12 protein-coding genes are annotated in these 16,287 nt (G+C 40.9%); 3 read left to right on the forward strand and 9 right to left on the reverse strand.

Annotation, left to right across the window (positions count from 1 at the left end; translation table 11 throughout):
- Window positions 1-269: 269 nt before the first annotated feature.
- Both FTU37_RS01230 and FTU37_RS01235 read right to left on the reverse strand, forming a co-directional pair.
- Window positions 270-4,790, reverse strand: a complete 4,521-nt coding sequence (locus FTU37_RS01230) for a translocation/assembly module TamB domain-containing protein (RefSeq protein ID WP_180123634.1) — start codon at window positions 4,788-4,790, stop codon at window positions 270-272.
- A gap of 21 nt (window positions 4,791-4,811) precedes the next feature.
- Window positions 4,812-7,553, reverse strand: a complete 2,742-nt coding sequence (locus FTU37_RS01235; protein ID WP_180123635.1) for an autotransporter assembly complex family protein — start codon at window positions 7,551-7,553, stop codon at window positions 4,812-4,814.
- A 177-nt stretch (window positions 7,554-7,730) separates the two neighbouring features.
- Between FTU37_RS01235 and FTU37_RS01240 the strand changes: the two genes are divergently transcribed.
- The gene (locus FTU37_RS01240; RefSeq protein ID WP_180123636.1) at window positions 7,731-9,050 is read left to right on the forward strand and encodes an MFS transporter; all 1,320 of its coding nucleotides are present in this window, start codon (window positions 7,731-7,733) and stop codon (window positions 9,048-9,050) included.
- Between the two features lie 3 nt (window positions 9,051-9,053).
- Complete coding sequence (gene coq7, locus FTU37_RS01245) at window positions 9,054-9,689, forward strand: 2-polyprenyl-3-methyl-6-methoxy-1,4-benzoquinone monooxygenase (RefSeq protein ID WP_180004953.1); 636 nt, start codon at window positions 9,054-9,056, stop codon at window positions 9,687-9,689.
- 69 nt (window positions 9,690-9,758) lie between these two features.
- On the opposite strand, the gene FTU37_RS01250 is transcribed toward coq7, so the two are convergent.
- From FTU37_RS01250 to FTU37_RS01280, 7 genes are all read right to left on the reverse strand, one after another.
- The gene (locus FTU37_RS01250; RefSeq protein ID WP_180123637.1) at window positions 9,759-10,439 is read right to left on the reverse strand and encodes a hypothetical protein; all 681 of its coding nucleotides are present in this window, start codon (window positions 10,437-10,439) and stop codon (window positions 9,759-9,761) included.
- 77 nt (window positions 10,440-10,516) lie between these two features.
- A complete protein-coding gene (locus tag FTU37_RS01255) occupies window positions 10,517-11,095 on the reverse strand; it encodes a DedA family protein (protein WP_257225213.1) in 579 nt (192 codons plus the stop codon).
- A gap of 162 nt (window positions 11,096-11,257) precedes the next feature.
- Entirely contained in the window at window positions 11,258-11,707 is a 450-nt protein-coding gene (locus FTU37_RS01260; protein WP_180116730.1) for a 2-amino-4-hydroxy-6-hydroxymethyldihydropteridine diphosphokinase, read from the reverse strand.
- Window positions 11,664-12,044 carry a dihydroneopterin aldolase gene (gene folB / locus FTU37_RS01265; RefSeq protein ID WP_078188558.1) on the reverse strand — a complete coding sequence of 127 codons (381 nt, stop codon included), beginning with the start codon at window positions 12,042-12,044 and terminating at the stop codon, window positions 11,664-11,666. Before folB ends, FTU37_RS01260 begins: the two co-directional genes overlap by 44 nt.
- Before the next feature lie 83 nt (window positions 12,045-12,127).
- The gene (locus tag FTU37_RS01270; RefSeq protein ID WP_180040380.1) at window positions 12,128-13,426 is read right to left on the reverse strand and encodes an AarF/ABC1/UbiB kinase family protein; all 1,299 of its coding nucleotides are present in this window, start codon (window positions 13,424-13,426) and stop codon (window positions 12,128-12,130) included.
- 58 nt (window positions 13,427-13,484) lie between these two features.
- On the reverse strand, window positions 13,485-14,264 hold the full coding sequence (locus FTU37_RS01275; protein ID WP_180055901.1) for a HesA/MoeB/ThiF family protein: 780 nt from the start codon (window positions 14,262-14,264) through the stop codon (window positions 13,485-13,487).
- Between the two features lie 104 nt (window positions 14,265-14,368).
- Entirely contained in the window at window positions 14,369-14,971 is a 603-nt protein-coding gene (locus FTU37_RS01280) for a TetR/AcrR family transcriptional regulator (protein ID WP_180022024.1), read from the reverse strand.
- Window positions 14,972-15,042: 71 nt separating this feature from the next.
- Here FTU37_RS01280 and FTU37_RS01285 point away from each other — a divergent pair, with 71 nt between their 5' ends.
- Entirely contained in the window at window positions 15,043-16,242 is a 1,200-nt protein-coding gene (locus FTU37_RS01285; protein ID WP_257225214.1) for a multidrug effflux MFS transporter, read from the forward strand.
- Window positions 16,243-16,287: the final 45 nt, after the last annotated feature.

The raw sequence follows: 16,287 nt of genomic DNA on the forward strand, positions 1-16,287 counted from the left end.
TTTCCTGATCCGTCTCTCAACAAATTTAATACTTTTTTGAGGCCAATTGTTTGAGCTACTGTTTGTGGAAACACACCTCTTTTATTTTTTAATAGCTCTACACCCGCTTTAAGCACTTCAAATATGTATGATTGTAGGATCTTTCTTAAAGGGTTGTGTTACACAAAACCGCTTTATAGACCTATTTTTGTCTAGTCTAAAAATTATTAGATCAGCCATAAACAAGAATTTTTATTAAAACCTTAAATTATCACTTATAATTCAACACCTTAGAAACGCCAATTATAAAACAAGTCGATTGCACGCTCTAAAGACTGACTCGCTTCCAAGTACAAACGTTGATTCATTTGATAACGTAAGGTCAGTTTATTCACAGGTGTAAATACCCCGACACCATAACGAATGAATAAGTCAGGTGTGATATAACCCGTCACAGAAACCTGAGTATCATCCCCTGTTCCTTGAGCATCCAATGCCAAACCACTCAGACCAAATGTACGACCAATTTGATTGGTCAATGCACGTGTACCACCCAAGCCCATACTAATACCCGCTGCAGCAATCGTATTGTTCACATCAGAACGGAAACCTTCCGCCTGACTTAAACCTGAACTTCCTTCATTAATACGACCTGTAATTAAGGCATTTAAGGCTTCTTGTTCAGACAGACCTGCATCGTTATACACCTGAATTGCAGGACTTGATGCTGTACCCGTCACACGAACACCAACGGTACTGCCTTGTACGGCTTTATTGGCATCAATATCTAAAGTTGGGTTCGCCAATGGTCCATTGAAACGGGCAATCGCACGGTTCAAGTCCAGACTTTGACCATAAGCTTCGATTTTCACACGCTGAGAAACACCGATTGCACCATTGGCACGCATTGCTGTTTCTAAACCACGTTGTGTCAAATTCAAACGACCAATCAACGGAATTCGACTATCAAAACCTTGGAAAATCACTTGATTACCAATGTTCACCTGTACATCTGCGCGAATATCCCAAGGACGTACCGATTTTAAGATTTCAAGTTGGTTATCACCTTCATGTACCACACGCACATCTGAAGATACCCCAACCACTGTTGCAGACGATTCTGGCATCGAAATCAATGCACGCGGCACATCAATTTTACCTTTTAAGGTTAATTTCTTACTGAAAGGCAGCACATCTAAAGATAAATCAGGCGTTACAACAGCGGTGATCAATGGCGCTTGACGGACCAACATTTCATTACCCGTTAAATTCAACTGGATACGTGGATCATTTTTCCAGTCAATATTTCCGGTTAATTTGCCTACACCACGCCCACTGTTAAATGCACCATCAATCGTCGCGTAGTTTTGACGCACAGCAGAATACAACTGAATATTGGTCAAGTTTACAGGCAATGAAATCATGCTAATCGAGCCATTTTTCACTCGAATCTCACCATCCATTAAAGGCTGAGACAATGTTCCGCTAATTTTTGCCGCATAAGACAACGTACCGCCCATTGAACGGACATCTTGTATAAATGGTTTTAAGATTTTCAATTGAACTTGGTTAAAGGCCACTTCACCACGGATCGGTTTATTGGCTTTATACGGGTCAATAATAATATTGGCATAACCTGTACCAATATCAGGAGCTTTGGTATCGAGTCGAATCTGTAAACCTTCAGCGACACTTTTAGCAATCAAACCTACTTCATCATATTTTAAAGTGGATGCTAAATACTGTGGGTCTTCTGCTGCTAAACCGAGTAAACCGTCACGAGTCACTAATCGTGCATCAATTTTAGGTTTTGCACCTTTCGCCCAAGACGCTTTTGCATAACCATTCACTTTACCCGTAATCGCCAGGCCTTCAGGCATAAATGCTGCAAAATCATTTAAGTCTAGGTTCTTTGTCACAAAGGATACATTGCCGCGGTTTTTATTCACACGAATCGGCTGATCAAAACATAATTCACTTTGCTGACTCATCCAACAATGCGCGCCGACAAATAAGTCAGACTGTGCAGTGTTGTAAATAATCGACGCATTTTGACGCTGTACGAGACGTGTACGCAACGAGTCAAAATCGCCTTTTTGAATCTGACCGAGCCAATTATTTTGTGCGTTGAAACCACCGGCTAACTGCACATAAAATTTTGATAATTTATTTTCAGCACTGACTTTTAATAAATGCGCATTACGTGTACCGGCCAGTGAAATTTGACCTTTTACAATCTCACGGTTGTTACTGCGTAAATTATCCATCGTTGCCGTTAATAAACTTGGTGAAGTCGCAGAAGTTGGCAACTCGCCTTGCACCCGTATTTTTTTCACACTGAATAAATTATTAAAAGCAAAATCATCTATTGCGATATTGGCAGATGCTTGCAGTCGTGGCTGTGCTTGAACATTTAAGTAGCCATAAGCACGTCCACGTAGGCCTGCATAAATTTCATATAAAGCTGGTGCATTAATTTTCAATTGTAAATTTTGTGCATTACCAGTGGCTTGAATTTGGTTATTGGCATAAGCCAACAGTAAATTATTCGCTTCAAACTGTTTTGGCATAAAGCCGGATTGATTTGAATTAATCACCATCGCCAAGTTACCTTGACCACGGACAGGTTTGTTATTGATCATACCTGCCAAATTCAGACGTTCAATTTGAATACGTTTTAGCGCATCTGACCACACACCATTGGTTTTTAAATTTCCAGATAATTCACCCCGTACATTTGAGGCAAAATAATGCGGCTTAAAATGCACCAGTGATGCATTAATATCCCAACCAATGGCTTTTTGTAGTAAAACTTGTCCATTGGCAGAAATTTTACCTGCCACGCCATCATGACGCAGCTCGGCTATTTTAATTAATTCAGGTGTGCCAGATACTTTGAAAATCAAACTGCCTTTACTTGCGGCAACTTGGCTTGCATTGAGGCCACCATCATAATTCACAGCAAAAGCTTTAAAGCCTCCACCTTGTTTCTCATCATGGAAAGTCAGCGCAGCAGTAGATTGACCTGTTAAATGAACCGTTTCATTTTGCTGTGCTAGTCGGCCTAACAAATCAATATTATTCAGCTGAATAATCTGTTGATTTGGTTTTGCATAACCATTGGCTTTTAATGACCCTGTAATTTGATCGACAGGCGCAGCAGCTACGATGGTTTGCGGATTGAACTGCTGTGCTTGTACATTGGCTTGCCATTTCAGCATACGTTTTTGATCAGGCAATTCTACAACTGCGTTACCTTTGAGCTGACCTTTGTCGGCCACATAACTAAAGGCATGGACATTGAGATTGTTATTTTTCAGATTGAGTTTGGCTTGATATTGTCCAGCAGGCAGAGCACCTTTTTCATGTCGTGACACTGTGGTCGCCACATTAATATTCTGCTGACCTTCTGTAAGCGCCAATTGCACATTGCCCGAATCACTACTCAACCATCCAACATATGGCACTGCACGGTCTATATTTTTCCAAGACACATCCATCAGCATCGGCTGAGCTTTATTATTTTTGGCAGGCGCTTGATCGAGTTTTAAATTCCAAGTTTCATATTGGTCAAAATCCACCAACGCCGTCAGGTGCATGCCTTTTTCAAGGGTCCCTTTAGACGCAATCTTACTGTTTAAATTTACAGGTAGAAAATCTTGAACCACCTGCGGGATCAGCTTATGTTTTGGATTAATTTTATCTAAACGACCGCTTACATCCCAAGTGACCTGATCTTTCCAACTCACCACGCCACCCAAGTTGACAGCGCCGCCCATTACTTGTCCATTTAGGTTAGTAATATCAAGTTGGTTGACCAAGTCCGTACTCATGAGCGCAGTATATTTACCTTCAGGGATATTGGCCCCGCTCAGGTCCGTGTATAAATCCAAATTAAGACGCTGAATATCCCCATTGAATTTTGCCAGACCATTTTTAGCAAAGAGCTTTTGCTCAGTCAGTAACGGTAAATGATAGTTTTTAAATTTGAGCGCACCAAACATCGGAACATGTGAACGCATCGGATGAACCACAGCCCAACCAGTTAAAAGATCTGGGGTATGAGTTGCCACACCAGCTTGAATCGTATCAAGAGATCCTTTAGCCACCACTTGAATATCATGAATATTCAAGCTTTCACGTAGTGAAGGTAAGTTGACAATCCCCACAGCATTTAGCGGATACTTGCCTTCAAATTTCATATTCCCAGACGCTTGGCGCACGGATAAATAGCCCATATCCATACGGGTATCTTCAAATTTTAATTCCGTCCCTGACCAAAGCGCTTCATTTAATTCAATATCATAGAAATCTACACCTGAACTATGGGTTTTAATCAGCATATGATCTAGATCTGCATGATCGACACGAAGGACGAAAGGCAAACGGATTTCACTAAATGCAAAAGGTTTATCGCTAGGTGGGGTCTTGGTAATAATTTGCAGATTTTTAACATCTGCCTTATTTAAATGAATTTCTTTATTAATAATAGCGCGCCAGCCGAGTGTAATATCGGCACGGTCAATCTTTACATCGACAGGCTTTAGCGTAACGAGGACATTTCGTAGAATAATGCCCCGCCACAGGTTACCACCTTCATATTCATAGTGAATGATTTGCTGACGTTCCAGAACACGGTCAAGTAAAAACTTACTGCCTTTGTCTGTAGAAAACATGACTACTAATGCAGCCACCAAAAAGATAAGCACGAACACGAAGGTCAAAATGACACTTCGAAGAATACGACGCTTCTTTGGCAGTTGCTCTACCGGCGTTTCGTTTTCTGGTTCTTGCTGTTCTTGTTCAGTCATAAAAAACACATCACCTAAAAATTACAATTGTGAACCAATAAAGAAATGTAAACGAATTGGTTTGCTGTCGTCAGAAAGTCCAGTAGCAACATCTAAACGAATTGGGCCAATTGGCGAAGCCCAACGTATCCCCACACCTGCGCTATATGCAGTCGGTGTATTAAAGTCTTTATCGTACGCATTACCAAAGTCACTAAAGACCGCAGCGCGCCAACCTTCTTTAAATTGGTAGTTATATTCTAATGAACCCGTTGCCAAGACTTGACCACCAATTTTATAGCCATTTTCTTCAGCCGCTAAACTCTTATAGTCAAAGCCGCGAATGGTTTGGTCACCACCGGTAAAGTAGCGTAAGTTATAAGGAACTTTATCAAAGTTCTCTGTCAGAATATAACCTAAATCACTGCGCCCAACGACTTGGTGATTATCATTTTCACCCAATGAATAAATAAAGCGCCAGCCCGCATTCAAGATCGCCATATCAACATCTGAAAGTAAGCTTTCACTTCCGACTTCAACTTTATAGGTCTGCTTGATCCCTTTACTCGGGTTCACACGTTTATCAGAGTCGGTTCGAGAAATTTCATAGCCAAACATCAAGGACTGTTGTTCATTGTTGGTATTCACCAAGAATGCATCTGGAATGTCATCACTAGGATTAAGTCCGTCATCAGTAATACGGTCCAAACGATAACGTAAACCAAAGGTATGCTGCCAACTACCACGGGGGTTTTTAATAATCCGGTCCACACCCGCTACAGCAGATTCAATGGAAAGATTAACACCTTGACCGACATCATCACGTTCTTCACGTTCATAACCACCGACTAAGCTGACATAGTCATTTAATGGGTGGTTATATGGAATGTTATAGCGTCCATCAATCGATTGACGGATTTTGGATACTTCCATGTTGGCGTCAAAAGAATGACCACGTTTATTCACGATGGCACGGCGATACTGGCCACGAACACGTGTGCCTGTATCAGTACCAAAACCTGCACCAATTTCTGCACTATTCAGCTTGTCTGCATTCAGTGTCACGATCACAGGGACTTTTTTATCTTCGCGTGCTTGCGCTTTTAAGCGATCTTGTTCTGCTTGTTTGGCATCTTGCGTATCTTGCAAACTGCGTAATTTAGAGGATTGCTCTGCATCATTCACCCCCGCAAATTGGTCTTCATCAACCACTTTTTGCGTGACTTCTTTATTCGACATCACTTCAGTTTTATCTTTCACCACTTGTGAACTTTCAGACAACTGATTTTGATCAACCAAGGTCTGAATATCTGGTGGCAGTTCAAGCGGCTTTTCAATCGGGTCTGGTCGAATCGCATCAACCAAGGTGTAGTTAAAATAGCGCGAGTTCGTCAGGTTATTGGCCAAACCATTCACACGCCAGAAAGTATAGTCAGCACCGTCTTTCCACGTCACCAAGCTTTCTAAAATATCGCGATCCAATGGAAACTCTGCATTCGGATCACTCATTCTAAATTCGACTTCGCCTAGCTTATAACGCTCGCCCGTTTCAAAGCGCAAATTGATATCGGCTGTATTTTGTGGTTGAGCCACTCTTACATCGTGCAAACGCCAGTACGAGTCGAAATAACCGTTATTAGTTGCTGCATCATTAATTCGGCCTTTCGTCGTTTCGTATTTACCATGATTAAGAATGTCACCTTCTTCCTGATCTGGTAATACACCAATCACCTGAAACTGAGCTTGGTTCGCCCCAGCCCCAGAAAATTCAACATTCTGTTTTTCAATTTGCACAGGCGTATTTGGTGTAACCAATACACGAACTTTGCTGTCAGACACTTTTTCAAATTTGAATTCAGATTGATAGAAACCCACGGCTTGCGCGGCTTGATTGGACAAGCTACGTAATTGAGGCAAAGCCGATGGAAAATCACTAAAGGATTCTTGAGTAAAACTTGAAAGCTTGCCTTTAATATTGGCTTTGAGATCTTCCAGTGCCGCACCGTAGGCTTTACTCGACGTTTGACTGGTATTATGTGCTGATGTAATTTCAACATCCGCACTAATTCGTGGCACTTTTGCCGTGTTCATCTGACGTGGCGGACGTACTTTATATAATAAGCGCTTGAAAATACCCGGCTCTGCATCATCCTCAACTGTTGGGTTATGCAGCTCTTGCAGAGTATTGGCATTTTCATTTCGTGTCGCGGTAATTTCATTATCCGAACGAATTTCACCCATGAGCTGATCAATATTGACTGGCGCTTGGTTAATTTCCGTTAACTCTTTTTGGGTAATATCTGCAACAGCAACTTCTGTTTGCTGTGTTGCACGGTACTCCTGCGCTTGACGTTTGGCTTCTTCAGCAACTTGGAAGATTTCATTCGCCATGTTTTGATCAACAGGTGTCACGGGTAAGTTTTCTAAATCTTCAAACTCAATGGGTTTAAATTCTTGTAGTTGAGTTCCTGCTTGCTGCTGTTCTTGCAGCATTTTCATGCTATCAACAGATTCTTCTGGTTCATTTATATTTTCAATTTTTTCAATTGCTTCAGGCGTCGATAGCCCTTGCTTTACAGCCTCATCCTTGATTTCAGCAACAATCTCTGCTTTTGTATCGGTAGATGTTGGAACCGTTTCTGCGGGAGTTTGGGCGAAACTATGCTGAGCACACAAGGTCAAAAAGATGCTCATATATAGACTTTTATTGCTATGATGCTGTCGTATGCAGTGAGCCATACTGTGATGAAGCATTGTTTTTTTAAACTTGATTTTTGCAGGCATAGCAAACTCTAACAAATTTCATTATGTAATGGACTTAGTCAACCAGATGTAGAGCTAAAGATCTTATATCTATTGGTTTTTCGCCATCTCCAAACTCAAAAACATATTACATGATTTTTTTAGAGATTTTACCAATCACTCACATTTCTTAATAAAACTTAATGTAGCAAGACGCTTATGAATAACAACGAACATCTGCTAGGTACACGCCGTTTCCTGCCTATGTTTTTGACCCAATTTTTTGGGGCGCTCAATGACAATGTCTATAAACAGGCTTTATTGTTGGTCATTACCTATGGATTAATCCAACAACAGGCATTACCCATCAGCACGCTAAACAATCTGGCTGCATTATTGTTTATTTTACCCTACTTTATTTTTTCAGCGACAGCGGGACAGATCGCAGATAAGTTTGAACGTTCACAACTTGTCCGTGGCATCAAAATTTTAGAAATTATCATCATGATCATCGGCAGTATTGGCTTTCTGACCGGTCATTTATGGTTATTGTTGCTGGCTTTATTTTTGATGGGGACCCATTCGACATTTTTTGGTCCAATCAAATATGCAATTTTGCCTGAAATTTTAAAGCCCAATGAGCTGATGTCAGGCAATGCGCTCTTCCAATCGGCAACATCCATGGCAATTTTATTCGGGATGATTTTGGGCGGTGCAGTGATTGCTCCATCTCAAGGCAATTTAATGTGGATCAGCCTGACAGTAATGACCATCGCCATTTTAGGTTATATCACCAGTCGTTTTATTCTTAAGCAAAATGTCACAACACCTGATTTAAAAATCGATTGGAACTTTTTTCGTACCAGTTACCAAACGATGAAATATGCCAAAAGTTTGCCGCTGATTTTTACCATTTTATTGGGGAACTCGTGGTATTGGTTTTATGGTGCAACCTACCTCACCCAAATTCCACAAATGACCCAGCAAAACCTACATGCCTCTGAAAATGTCGTTAGCTTGCTATTGACCTTTTTCTCTGTGGGTGTGGGCGTGGGTTCATTGCTTTGTCGTAAATTGGGCGGCACTCAAGTCAACATTAAGATGGTTCCCATCGGTGCTGTAGGTTTAACGGTATTTGCACTGTATTTAGCATTTAGTTTAACGCTTGTCCCGACTCATACAGGTCCACTCATTACCCTTTCAGAAGTCTTTCATCAAGGTTGGGGCTATTACCATGTCATGATTGCCGTGACTTTGTTGGGTATTAGTGGTGGTTTTTACATCGTTCCGCTCTATGCAATGATGCAAGCTTACTCCCCACGCTCACATCGTGCACGAGTCGTTGCCGCAAACAACATTTTAAATGCGGTATTTATGGTATCTTCTGCTATATTTTCAATTATTATTCTGAGTGTTTTAAAGATTGATATTAAAATACTTTTTTGTATAACTGCAGTACTCAGTGCAATTTTTTGTATTTGGCTGCTATTACGCATCAAACCTTTGCTTCACACTACGCAAGTCTCTCTGGAGGATTAATCCATGCGTCAATTTACAGGTGTCGACAAACTTATTCATTCATTTGATCAGGCCTTACGTAGTTTAGTTCCCGGAGCAACGGCTGCACATCGTGAAAATCCGTCTGTTGCTGAAAAGACTCAACTTGCAGTCAGCGAAGCACGCCATGTGGCAGGTCTAATGCGGGTCAACCATAGTGGTGAAGTTTGTGCCCAAGCGCTTTATCATGGCCAAGCACTCACCGCTAAACTGCCAAATGTCCGCCGTGAAATGGAACACGCTGCGATTGAAGAACAAGATCATCTGGCTTGGTGTGAAGACCGCTTAAAAGAATTAGACAGCCATACCAGTCTGCTCAACCCTGTTTGGTACGGCCTTTCTTTTGGGATGGGTGCATTAGCAGGTATTGCCGGTGATAAATACAGCCTAGGTTTTGTCGCTGAAACTGAGCGTCAAGTGAGCCTGCATTTAGAAGATCACATCCGCCAACTTCCTGAACAAGACGAACGTTCACGTAAAATCTTAGTGCAAATGAATGAAGATGAGCTGCATCACCGTGATACAGCACTCAATGCAGGTGGTGTAGACCTTCCTGTTCCAGTTCGTATTGCCATGACTGGTATTTCTAAGCTGATGACCAAAACCAGTTATTACATTTAATGCTTTTCTAATGATTGTCGCTAAGTTTTATAAAAAGTGAACAAAAAGCCTGCAATGATGCAGGCTTTTTCATAAGTAATGTTTTGACTCTAATACAATAATTCCTTCGCCATCAAAACAGTTTATAGGCTGCCATCGACTTGGTGTAAACCAATCAAAATTCAAACTATAAAGTTGCTCAGTGGACGGATAACCTGATCCACCTAATTCAAGCAGCCATCCTGCCGGACAAATTTCCTTTTGGTTATTAATCACAACAGAATGATCATGTGCCAATTCCAGCAATAAATGACGATCCAGCTCAAATGCAATAACATCAAATCCAGCTATTTGAATCGGCTGTGGAAAACGAGCCGATGTCAAACCTTGACGAATGTCCGTCATCTGTTCCAGAGTATAGTCGGTTTCAAATGATCGGTTAATCCACGTGCCTTCAGGCAGTACAACCTCTCCAAAGTTTAAGGGTTCCTGCAACTGTATATAAATTTTCTTTTGATACTGCCACTCTGCATAGTCAGAACGAAGACCCGAAATCACGAACAATCCAAGCGTTACTGCAACAAATAAAGGAAAAAACAATACGCCAGATAAGCCAATTTTAAGTGCCGCATTTACTTTATATGGTCGATTTTTTTGCTTTTTATACCAATTATTCCAACTCAACCAAATCGCAATGACGATAAATAGCACCAAAATCGCAAAGCAAATAATAAGGAAACCTCCCGCACCTGCACCATAACCTAAGCCCATATCGCTCTCACTAAATATCCCTTTAAATCTTTTAATTATGTTTTGACGACTTTATCAGATCAACCACTTGCACTTTATCAATGTTGATGATGCTTACGCCACCACTTCAACACCGTATAGAGCACACGGAAGAATACGATACATAAAATAACGGCAATAACGATGTAAATATCTTGATGATAAGGCAGCATTTTCGCCCAAAATAGATGTAAATAATGACTGATTTGGAAGCCAATCGTTGCGACCAACATCGCCCAAATAAAACAGGCAACCAGATTAATCAGCCCATATTTCCAAACAGGATAAGCACGCACACCGACTGCAATAGGTAAAATAGTTCTAAAACCCCAAGCAAAGCGCATAAATAAAATGGTCAAAATAGGATAACGTTCAATAAACTGGCTCGCACGATCGAATTTTTGTGCAAATTCCGCATTCGACTGGATAAGTTTTTGCCCATAGCGAGCGCCCATTTGATAATAAAACTGATCACCAATAAAACTGCCCAACATCGCCACCGCAATCAACATTGGAAAATGAAGTATGTGTTGATGTACGGCATAGGCGCCAATCATCAGCACTGTTTCTCCTTCAAACAATGTGCCAATAAAAATCGCAATATAGCCATAATGCTGAATCAGATCAGTCCAGTTCATATCATTATTTTGAAGCTAAAAAAGATAATGTAATCCTGCGACAGACTATACGCTAGCGCATACCATGACAGGATTTGAATATTTTTGTTATTGTTTATCTAGGGTATTTAGGTCAGTTTGAAATATCACTCATGTGCATTGAAAGCATTTCGTTTCATTCACTCAATCCACTAAAACTTTTTGACAACTCACCATAGGAAATTGATGCGCTGGATGTTCAAACATCTTATTTTTCCATATATCGAACATTGGAATTTTAACATCGAGTGCTAAAGGCAGTTTTTTCGGATTAAATTGCATGTGCGCTAAGCTTTCGCCCCACGCGATCAGATCCAGATCCAAAGCGATATTATGAGACGGACGAACACGACCTGAGTCTGCTTCCATTTTTTTCAGTAAGGTGCTGATTTCATCTACAGATAAACTGCTTTTCACCAAACAGGCTGCATTCCAATAATCCGCCCCAATGCCATCACGACAAGGAATCACATAAATTTTGGAAAATTCAGCATGACCCAAAGCCTGAATTTGACGTAAAGCCAGTTGAAAATGCGGTTTTGGATTGAAATTACTCGCCAGAGCTAGGGCGAAAATCGTTTCGGTGGCGTTCAAGACGAATTCCTACAGAATTGGCTTGCGCGATAATGGCAGGCTTCCGGATGGTAATCATAATAGATTCAATGCTGTCATAGGTAGCAAAAAGTGCATCAATCACCAGTTTTGCTGCATGTTCGATCAATTTAGGTTGAGCAGTTTGAATGACTTTGGCTGATATTTCGCAAATTTCGGCATAATTCAAGGTATCTTCAAGCTCATCTGACTGAGCCGCCTGCGCTAAACTGGTTTGAATATTGAGGTCGAGCATCAAAGGCTGAATAATCTGACGCTCCCAATTGAAACAGCCGATGACAGTCTCAACTTTCAAGCCTTCAATGATAATTGCGTCCATTCTTACACTCAAATTAAAATCTTAAACATCGATAAAATCCTCCTGTTAAAGAAAGAGGATTTTATTTAAATCTTGCGGCTAAATTATTGCTTCAACAATAAATTAGGGTCCATAGTCTGCACCATCTGAATACGCTGGTCTGCATAAATATCGGTATATGGCGCTAGGATGCGCATAAAGCGATCGAAGTACAACATTTGTTTGAATAATAAAGCGAAGTCACGTGGGAAGCGAATACCATGACGCTCTCCGACTTGTACCATATCCATCATGATGTCATTCAAATCGGCAGGATTCGAGGTTAATAACTCTTGCGGATCGGCCAAAAGCACACCGCTAAATAAGCGCTCTAAGTCGGCAGCTAAGACTTGTGTGTCAATTTTGACAGCCGTCATGCCCATTTTCAGCATATTTTCAGCCATCAAGTTGTAGTCAGTTTTTTGTAGGGCATCCATAAACGCAATACATGCTGTCCACACTTCAGGTTTCAACTGGCCCACGATACCAAAATCGATGAATCCAACTCGACCATCTTCAAGCAACATCAGGTTGCCTGCATGTAAGTCTGCATGGAAACTATTACATAACATCAAGCTGCCAAACCATGTATTCATCGCTGTCACCAAAACTTGCGATGGATCTTTAGCGACTTTCTTGACCACGTCAAAATCGGTCAATGGCACGCCGTATAAACGTTCCATGGTTAAGACACGACGTGTTGAATATTGGTGATAAACCTTTGGTGCTGTTGCGGCTTTGTTTTGAGTTACGTTCAGATAATTCACAAAGTCGTCAAGATTTTGAGCTTCTTCAATAAAGTCCACCTCACGTACCATGCGAACTTTAATTTCTTCAACGATATCTGCAAGTGAAGCAAATTTGACTTTGGGTACAGCTTTTTCGACCAGTTTAGTAGCCCAATGTAAGACGTTTAAATCTGTATAGAGAATCGTCTCGACACCCGGTTTTTGCACCTTAATAACAACATTTTCACCAGTGACCAATTTAGCGGCATGCACCTGTGCAATCGATGCAGAAGCCAAAGGCTTTTCATCAATTGAAGCAAATATTTCATCTAAATTACGACCAGCAAATTCTGAAGCCAATACCTGCTGCACATAACTAAACGGCAATGACGGTGTCTGATCTAAACAGCCTTGGAACTCTTCGACATATTCACGCGGAAATAAAGAAGGTGTACTGGCAATAAATTGACCCAATTTAATATAGGTTGAACCTAGTGATTCAAAAGTTTCACGCATTAATTTTGCGTTACTTGGTTTTTCAGTTGCATATTTAAAGCCGGCTTTTGCCGCAACGACAGCGGTCTCACCCATGCGGGCAACCGAGCGAATTCCATCTAACCAGATATTGTTTTTCATAATGTCTTAGAAAAAAATAATTAACGTGAGTGTAGCAAAAAAATAAGGGCTTGCTGCTTTATCTTGCCTGACAGATTGGACAATCGGGATCTATTTCAAAAGCGAGAATTTTTTGTTTCATTGACAGACCATCCCACAACAAAAGTTTTTGTTTCAATACTGTCTTTCCTAAACCCAAATAAAGCAAAGCATGATGAGCTTGCAAACTTGCCATAACATTTGGTGTGGTTGCAAGCACACCCGAGTCTGCACAGCGCAAACTTTCATTGGCATGCTGTTCTTTTGGAAATAGACATTCATAACATGCCGCGTTTCCTTCGACCATAAACAGTTGCCCTTGGAAACCAATCGCTGAAGCACTAATCAGCGCCACATTATTTTCTACGCAGCTTGCATTGACCAAATAACGCGTGCTGAAATTATCACAACCGTCGAGAACCAAATCTTGCTGTGAAATCAATGCCTTTGCATTGCTTTCATCTAATTTTGAGGTATAGCTTTGCACACGGATATACGGGTTAATCGTTTGTAAACGTTTAGCCAAAATTTCAGCTTTATAAAAACCTACATCGTGTTCGATATACGCGATTTGTCGTTGCAAATTACTGATTTCAATGCGATCTGCATCGATCAAAGTGATTTGGCCAACGCCTGCACGTGCCAATAATTCGGCTGTAGTACAACCAATTCCACCACACCCTACGATGAGTACATTGGCAAGTTTTAGCTTCTCTTGCGCATCGATGTCCCAACCATCAAGCAATATTTGACGGCTGTATAGATGCATTTCATCATCACTTAATTCCATGTCTGAATCTAGATCGAGCTGTGCATCCATGTTCTGCTATCTCATTTAAAACATAAAACCGAGGCCATTATAACGAGCAATCCAAAGATAAGGACGAAAATAAATATTCAATTTTGCTATGAAAATTTAGGCATTCACATTTTAAACAAAGCCTGAATACTTTGTTCAATTGCCGTATTTACCTGCTGCATATCGATCTGCTGATTTAAAAATAGTAAATCGACGAAAGGCTTCGAAATGGTTGCACCAAATAACATATCCGCCATGATATCTGCATTTAAGTTCAATACAAATTGGGCACTTGGAATATGACTCACAGTATGAATCAAATGATCTCGGCTTTTGGCGATACCTTTTTCATAAAAAGTATCACTTATTCCATCAACACCAACACGCTCTGCGATCGCCAGTCGGCACAACTTAATATGCCGCTCGGACAGGACATGCTCAGCGATTTTCTTCAACTGATTCTGCAAGGCCAACACACGATCTAAACTATTGGCATCAAAAGCATCTTCAGTCCATATATAGGACGACTCAACCAATGAAATAAGCAGTTCACGTTTATCAGAAAAATACACATATAGCGTTTTTTTAGACATACCTGCTGCGGTCGCAATTTCAGACATGGTGACATTTTCAAAGCCCTTCTCACCAAAGAGTTGTTCTGCAATAGAAAAAATTTCTGCACGCCGCTGTTCTGCCGACATGACCAAAGGACGGCCTAGTTTTGCCAATGCTGCTCTCTTTGACTTAGGAAACCGATAAGTTTCAGAATGCGCTGCTTTCCACAAGATCCAACCACATTATGACAGCATCAAATACACGTGCAATGCCCATACTCATTGCATTACTCGCAACCATCGGCCCGATAGGTATTGATATGTACCTACCAAGCATTCCCGTTATGGCAACATCTTTAGGGAGTAGCGAAGGTGCGATCCAACTGAGTTTGATGACATTTTTTGTGGGTTTAATGCTTGGCCAGCTGATGTATGGCCCACTATCGGATAAATTTGGCCGTAAGCCGCTTATTTACTTAGGTTTAGGGATTTATATTTTAGGCTCGATCGGCTACACATTTGCACAAAGCGTTGAACAATTACAATGGATTCGCTTTATTCAAGGTTTAGGTGGTTCAATTGGGATGGTGATTGCCTTTGCGATTATCAAAGATCAGTTTCAAGGCCCGGCAATGGGCAAAATGATGTCAATGGTTTTGGCGATATTAGGCCTTTCACCGGTGGCTGCACCTCTAATTGGCGATGGCTTACAGGCTTTAGGTTCATGGCGAAATATTTTTATTTTTTTAGCCGTATATGCCGCGATTGTATTGGCAGCCGTTGCAATGCTACTCCCTGAAACACGTCAAGTGGAATTGCGTCAACAATTCAAGCTCTCACAAACCATCAAATTATATGGGCAAATTATCAGGGATCGTAAGTTCATCATTTACTCACTCACACTGTGTATTGCACAAGCTGGCTTCTTTGCCTATATCGCTGGTTCAGCCAGTGTATTTATCAGTGAGTATCAGTTGAGTTCTACCCAATTTAGCCTGCTCTTTGCATTCAATGCATTTGGTTTAATTGCTGCTGCAATCTTTAACCCCAAAGTGCATGAAAAATTTGGACCACTGAATGCCTATAAAATCATGAACAGCAGTTTCTTACTCATTATGGCTGTATTGCTCCTTGCACAATGCTCAGGCTATTCAAATCTAATATTCTTCTGTAGCGCACTATTTATCGCCGTTGCACTTTTAGGTTTCATTATGCCTACCGGAAGCCATTTGGCTCTTATGTTTCAGCATAAAAATGCTGGTACAGCATCTGCATTATTAGGTGCTTTACAATTTGGCTTTGGTGCGATCATTACAACTTTAACCGGTAAATTTAGTAATTTTGGCAGCTTAGGTTTAGTCACAATCATGTTTGCTTGTGCACTTATTTCTGCACAGCTTTGCCTCATTAGCTTTCCAAAACATTTACCGATGTCTCAGCATTAAAATTGCAAACTCAAAAATAATTATTATCCAACTTAAATAAGCAAA

Source organism: Acinetobacter sp. YH12097, assembly GCF_013419225.1.
In the GTDB taxonomy this organism is placed as follows: Bacteria; Pseudomonadota; Gammaproteobacteria; order Pseudomonadales; family Moraxellaceae; genus Acinetobacter; species Acinetobacter amyesii.

Coding starts and splice junctions, on each gene's coding strand:
- FTU37_RS01230 (WP_180123634.1), bottom strand. CDS start 4,790: ATGACTGAACAAGAACAGCAAGAACCAGAAAACGAAACGCCGGTAGAG.
- FTU37_RS01235 (WP_180123635.1), bottom strand. CDS start 7,553: ATGCCTGCAAAAATCAAGTTTAAAAAAACAATGCTTCATCACAGTATG.
- FTU37_RS01240 (WP_180123636.1), top strand. CDS start 7,731: ATGAATAACAACGAACATCTGCTAGGTACACGCCGTTTCCTGCCTATG.
- FTU37_RS01270 (WP_180040380.1), bottom strand. CDS start 13,426: ATGAAAAACAATATCTGGTTAGATGGAATTCGCTCGGTTGCCCGCATG.
- folB (WP_078188558.1), bottom strand. CDS start 12,044: ATGGACGCAATTATCATTGAAGGCTTGAAAGTTGAGACTGTCATCGGC.
- FTU37_RS01285 (WP_257225214.1), top strand. CDS start 15,043: ATGACAGCATCAAATACACGTGCAATGCCCATACTCATTGCATTACTC.
- FTU37_RS01255 (WP_257225213.1), bottom strand. CDS start 11,095: ATGAACTGGACTGATCTGATTCAGCATTATGGCTATATTGCGATTTTT.
- FTU37_RS01275 (WP_180055901.1), bottom strand. CDS start 14,264: ATGGATGCACAGCTCGATCTAGATTCAGACATGGAATTAAGTGATGAT.
- FTU37_RS01250 (WP_180123637.1), bottom strand. CDS start 10,439: ATGGGCTTAGGTTATGGTGCAGGTGCGGGAGGTTTCCTTATTATTTGC.
- coq7 (WP_180004953.1), top strand. CDS start 9,054: ATGCGTCAATTTACAGGTGTCGACAAACTTATTCATTCATTTGATCAG.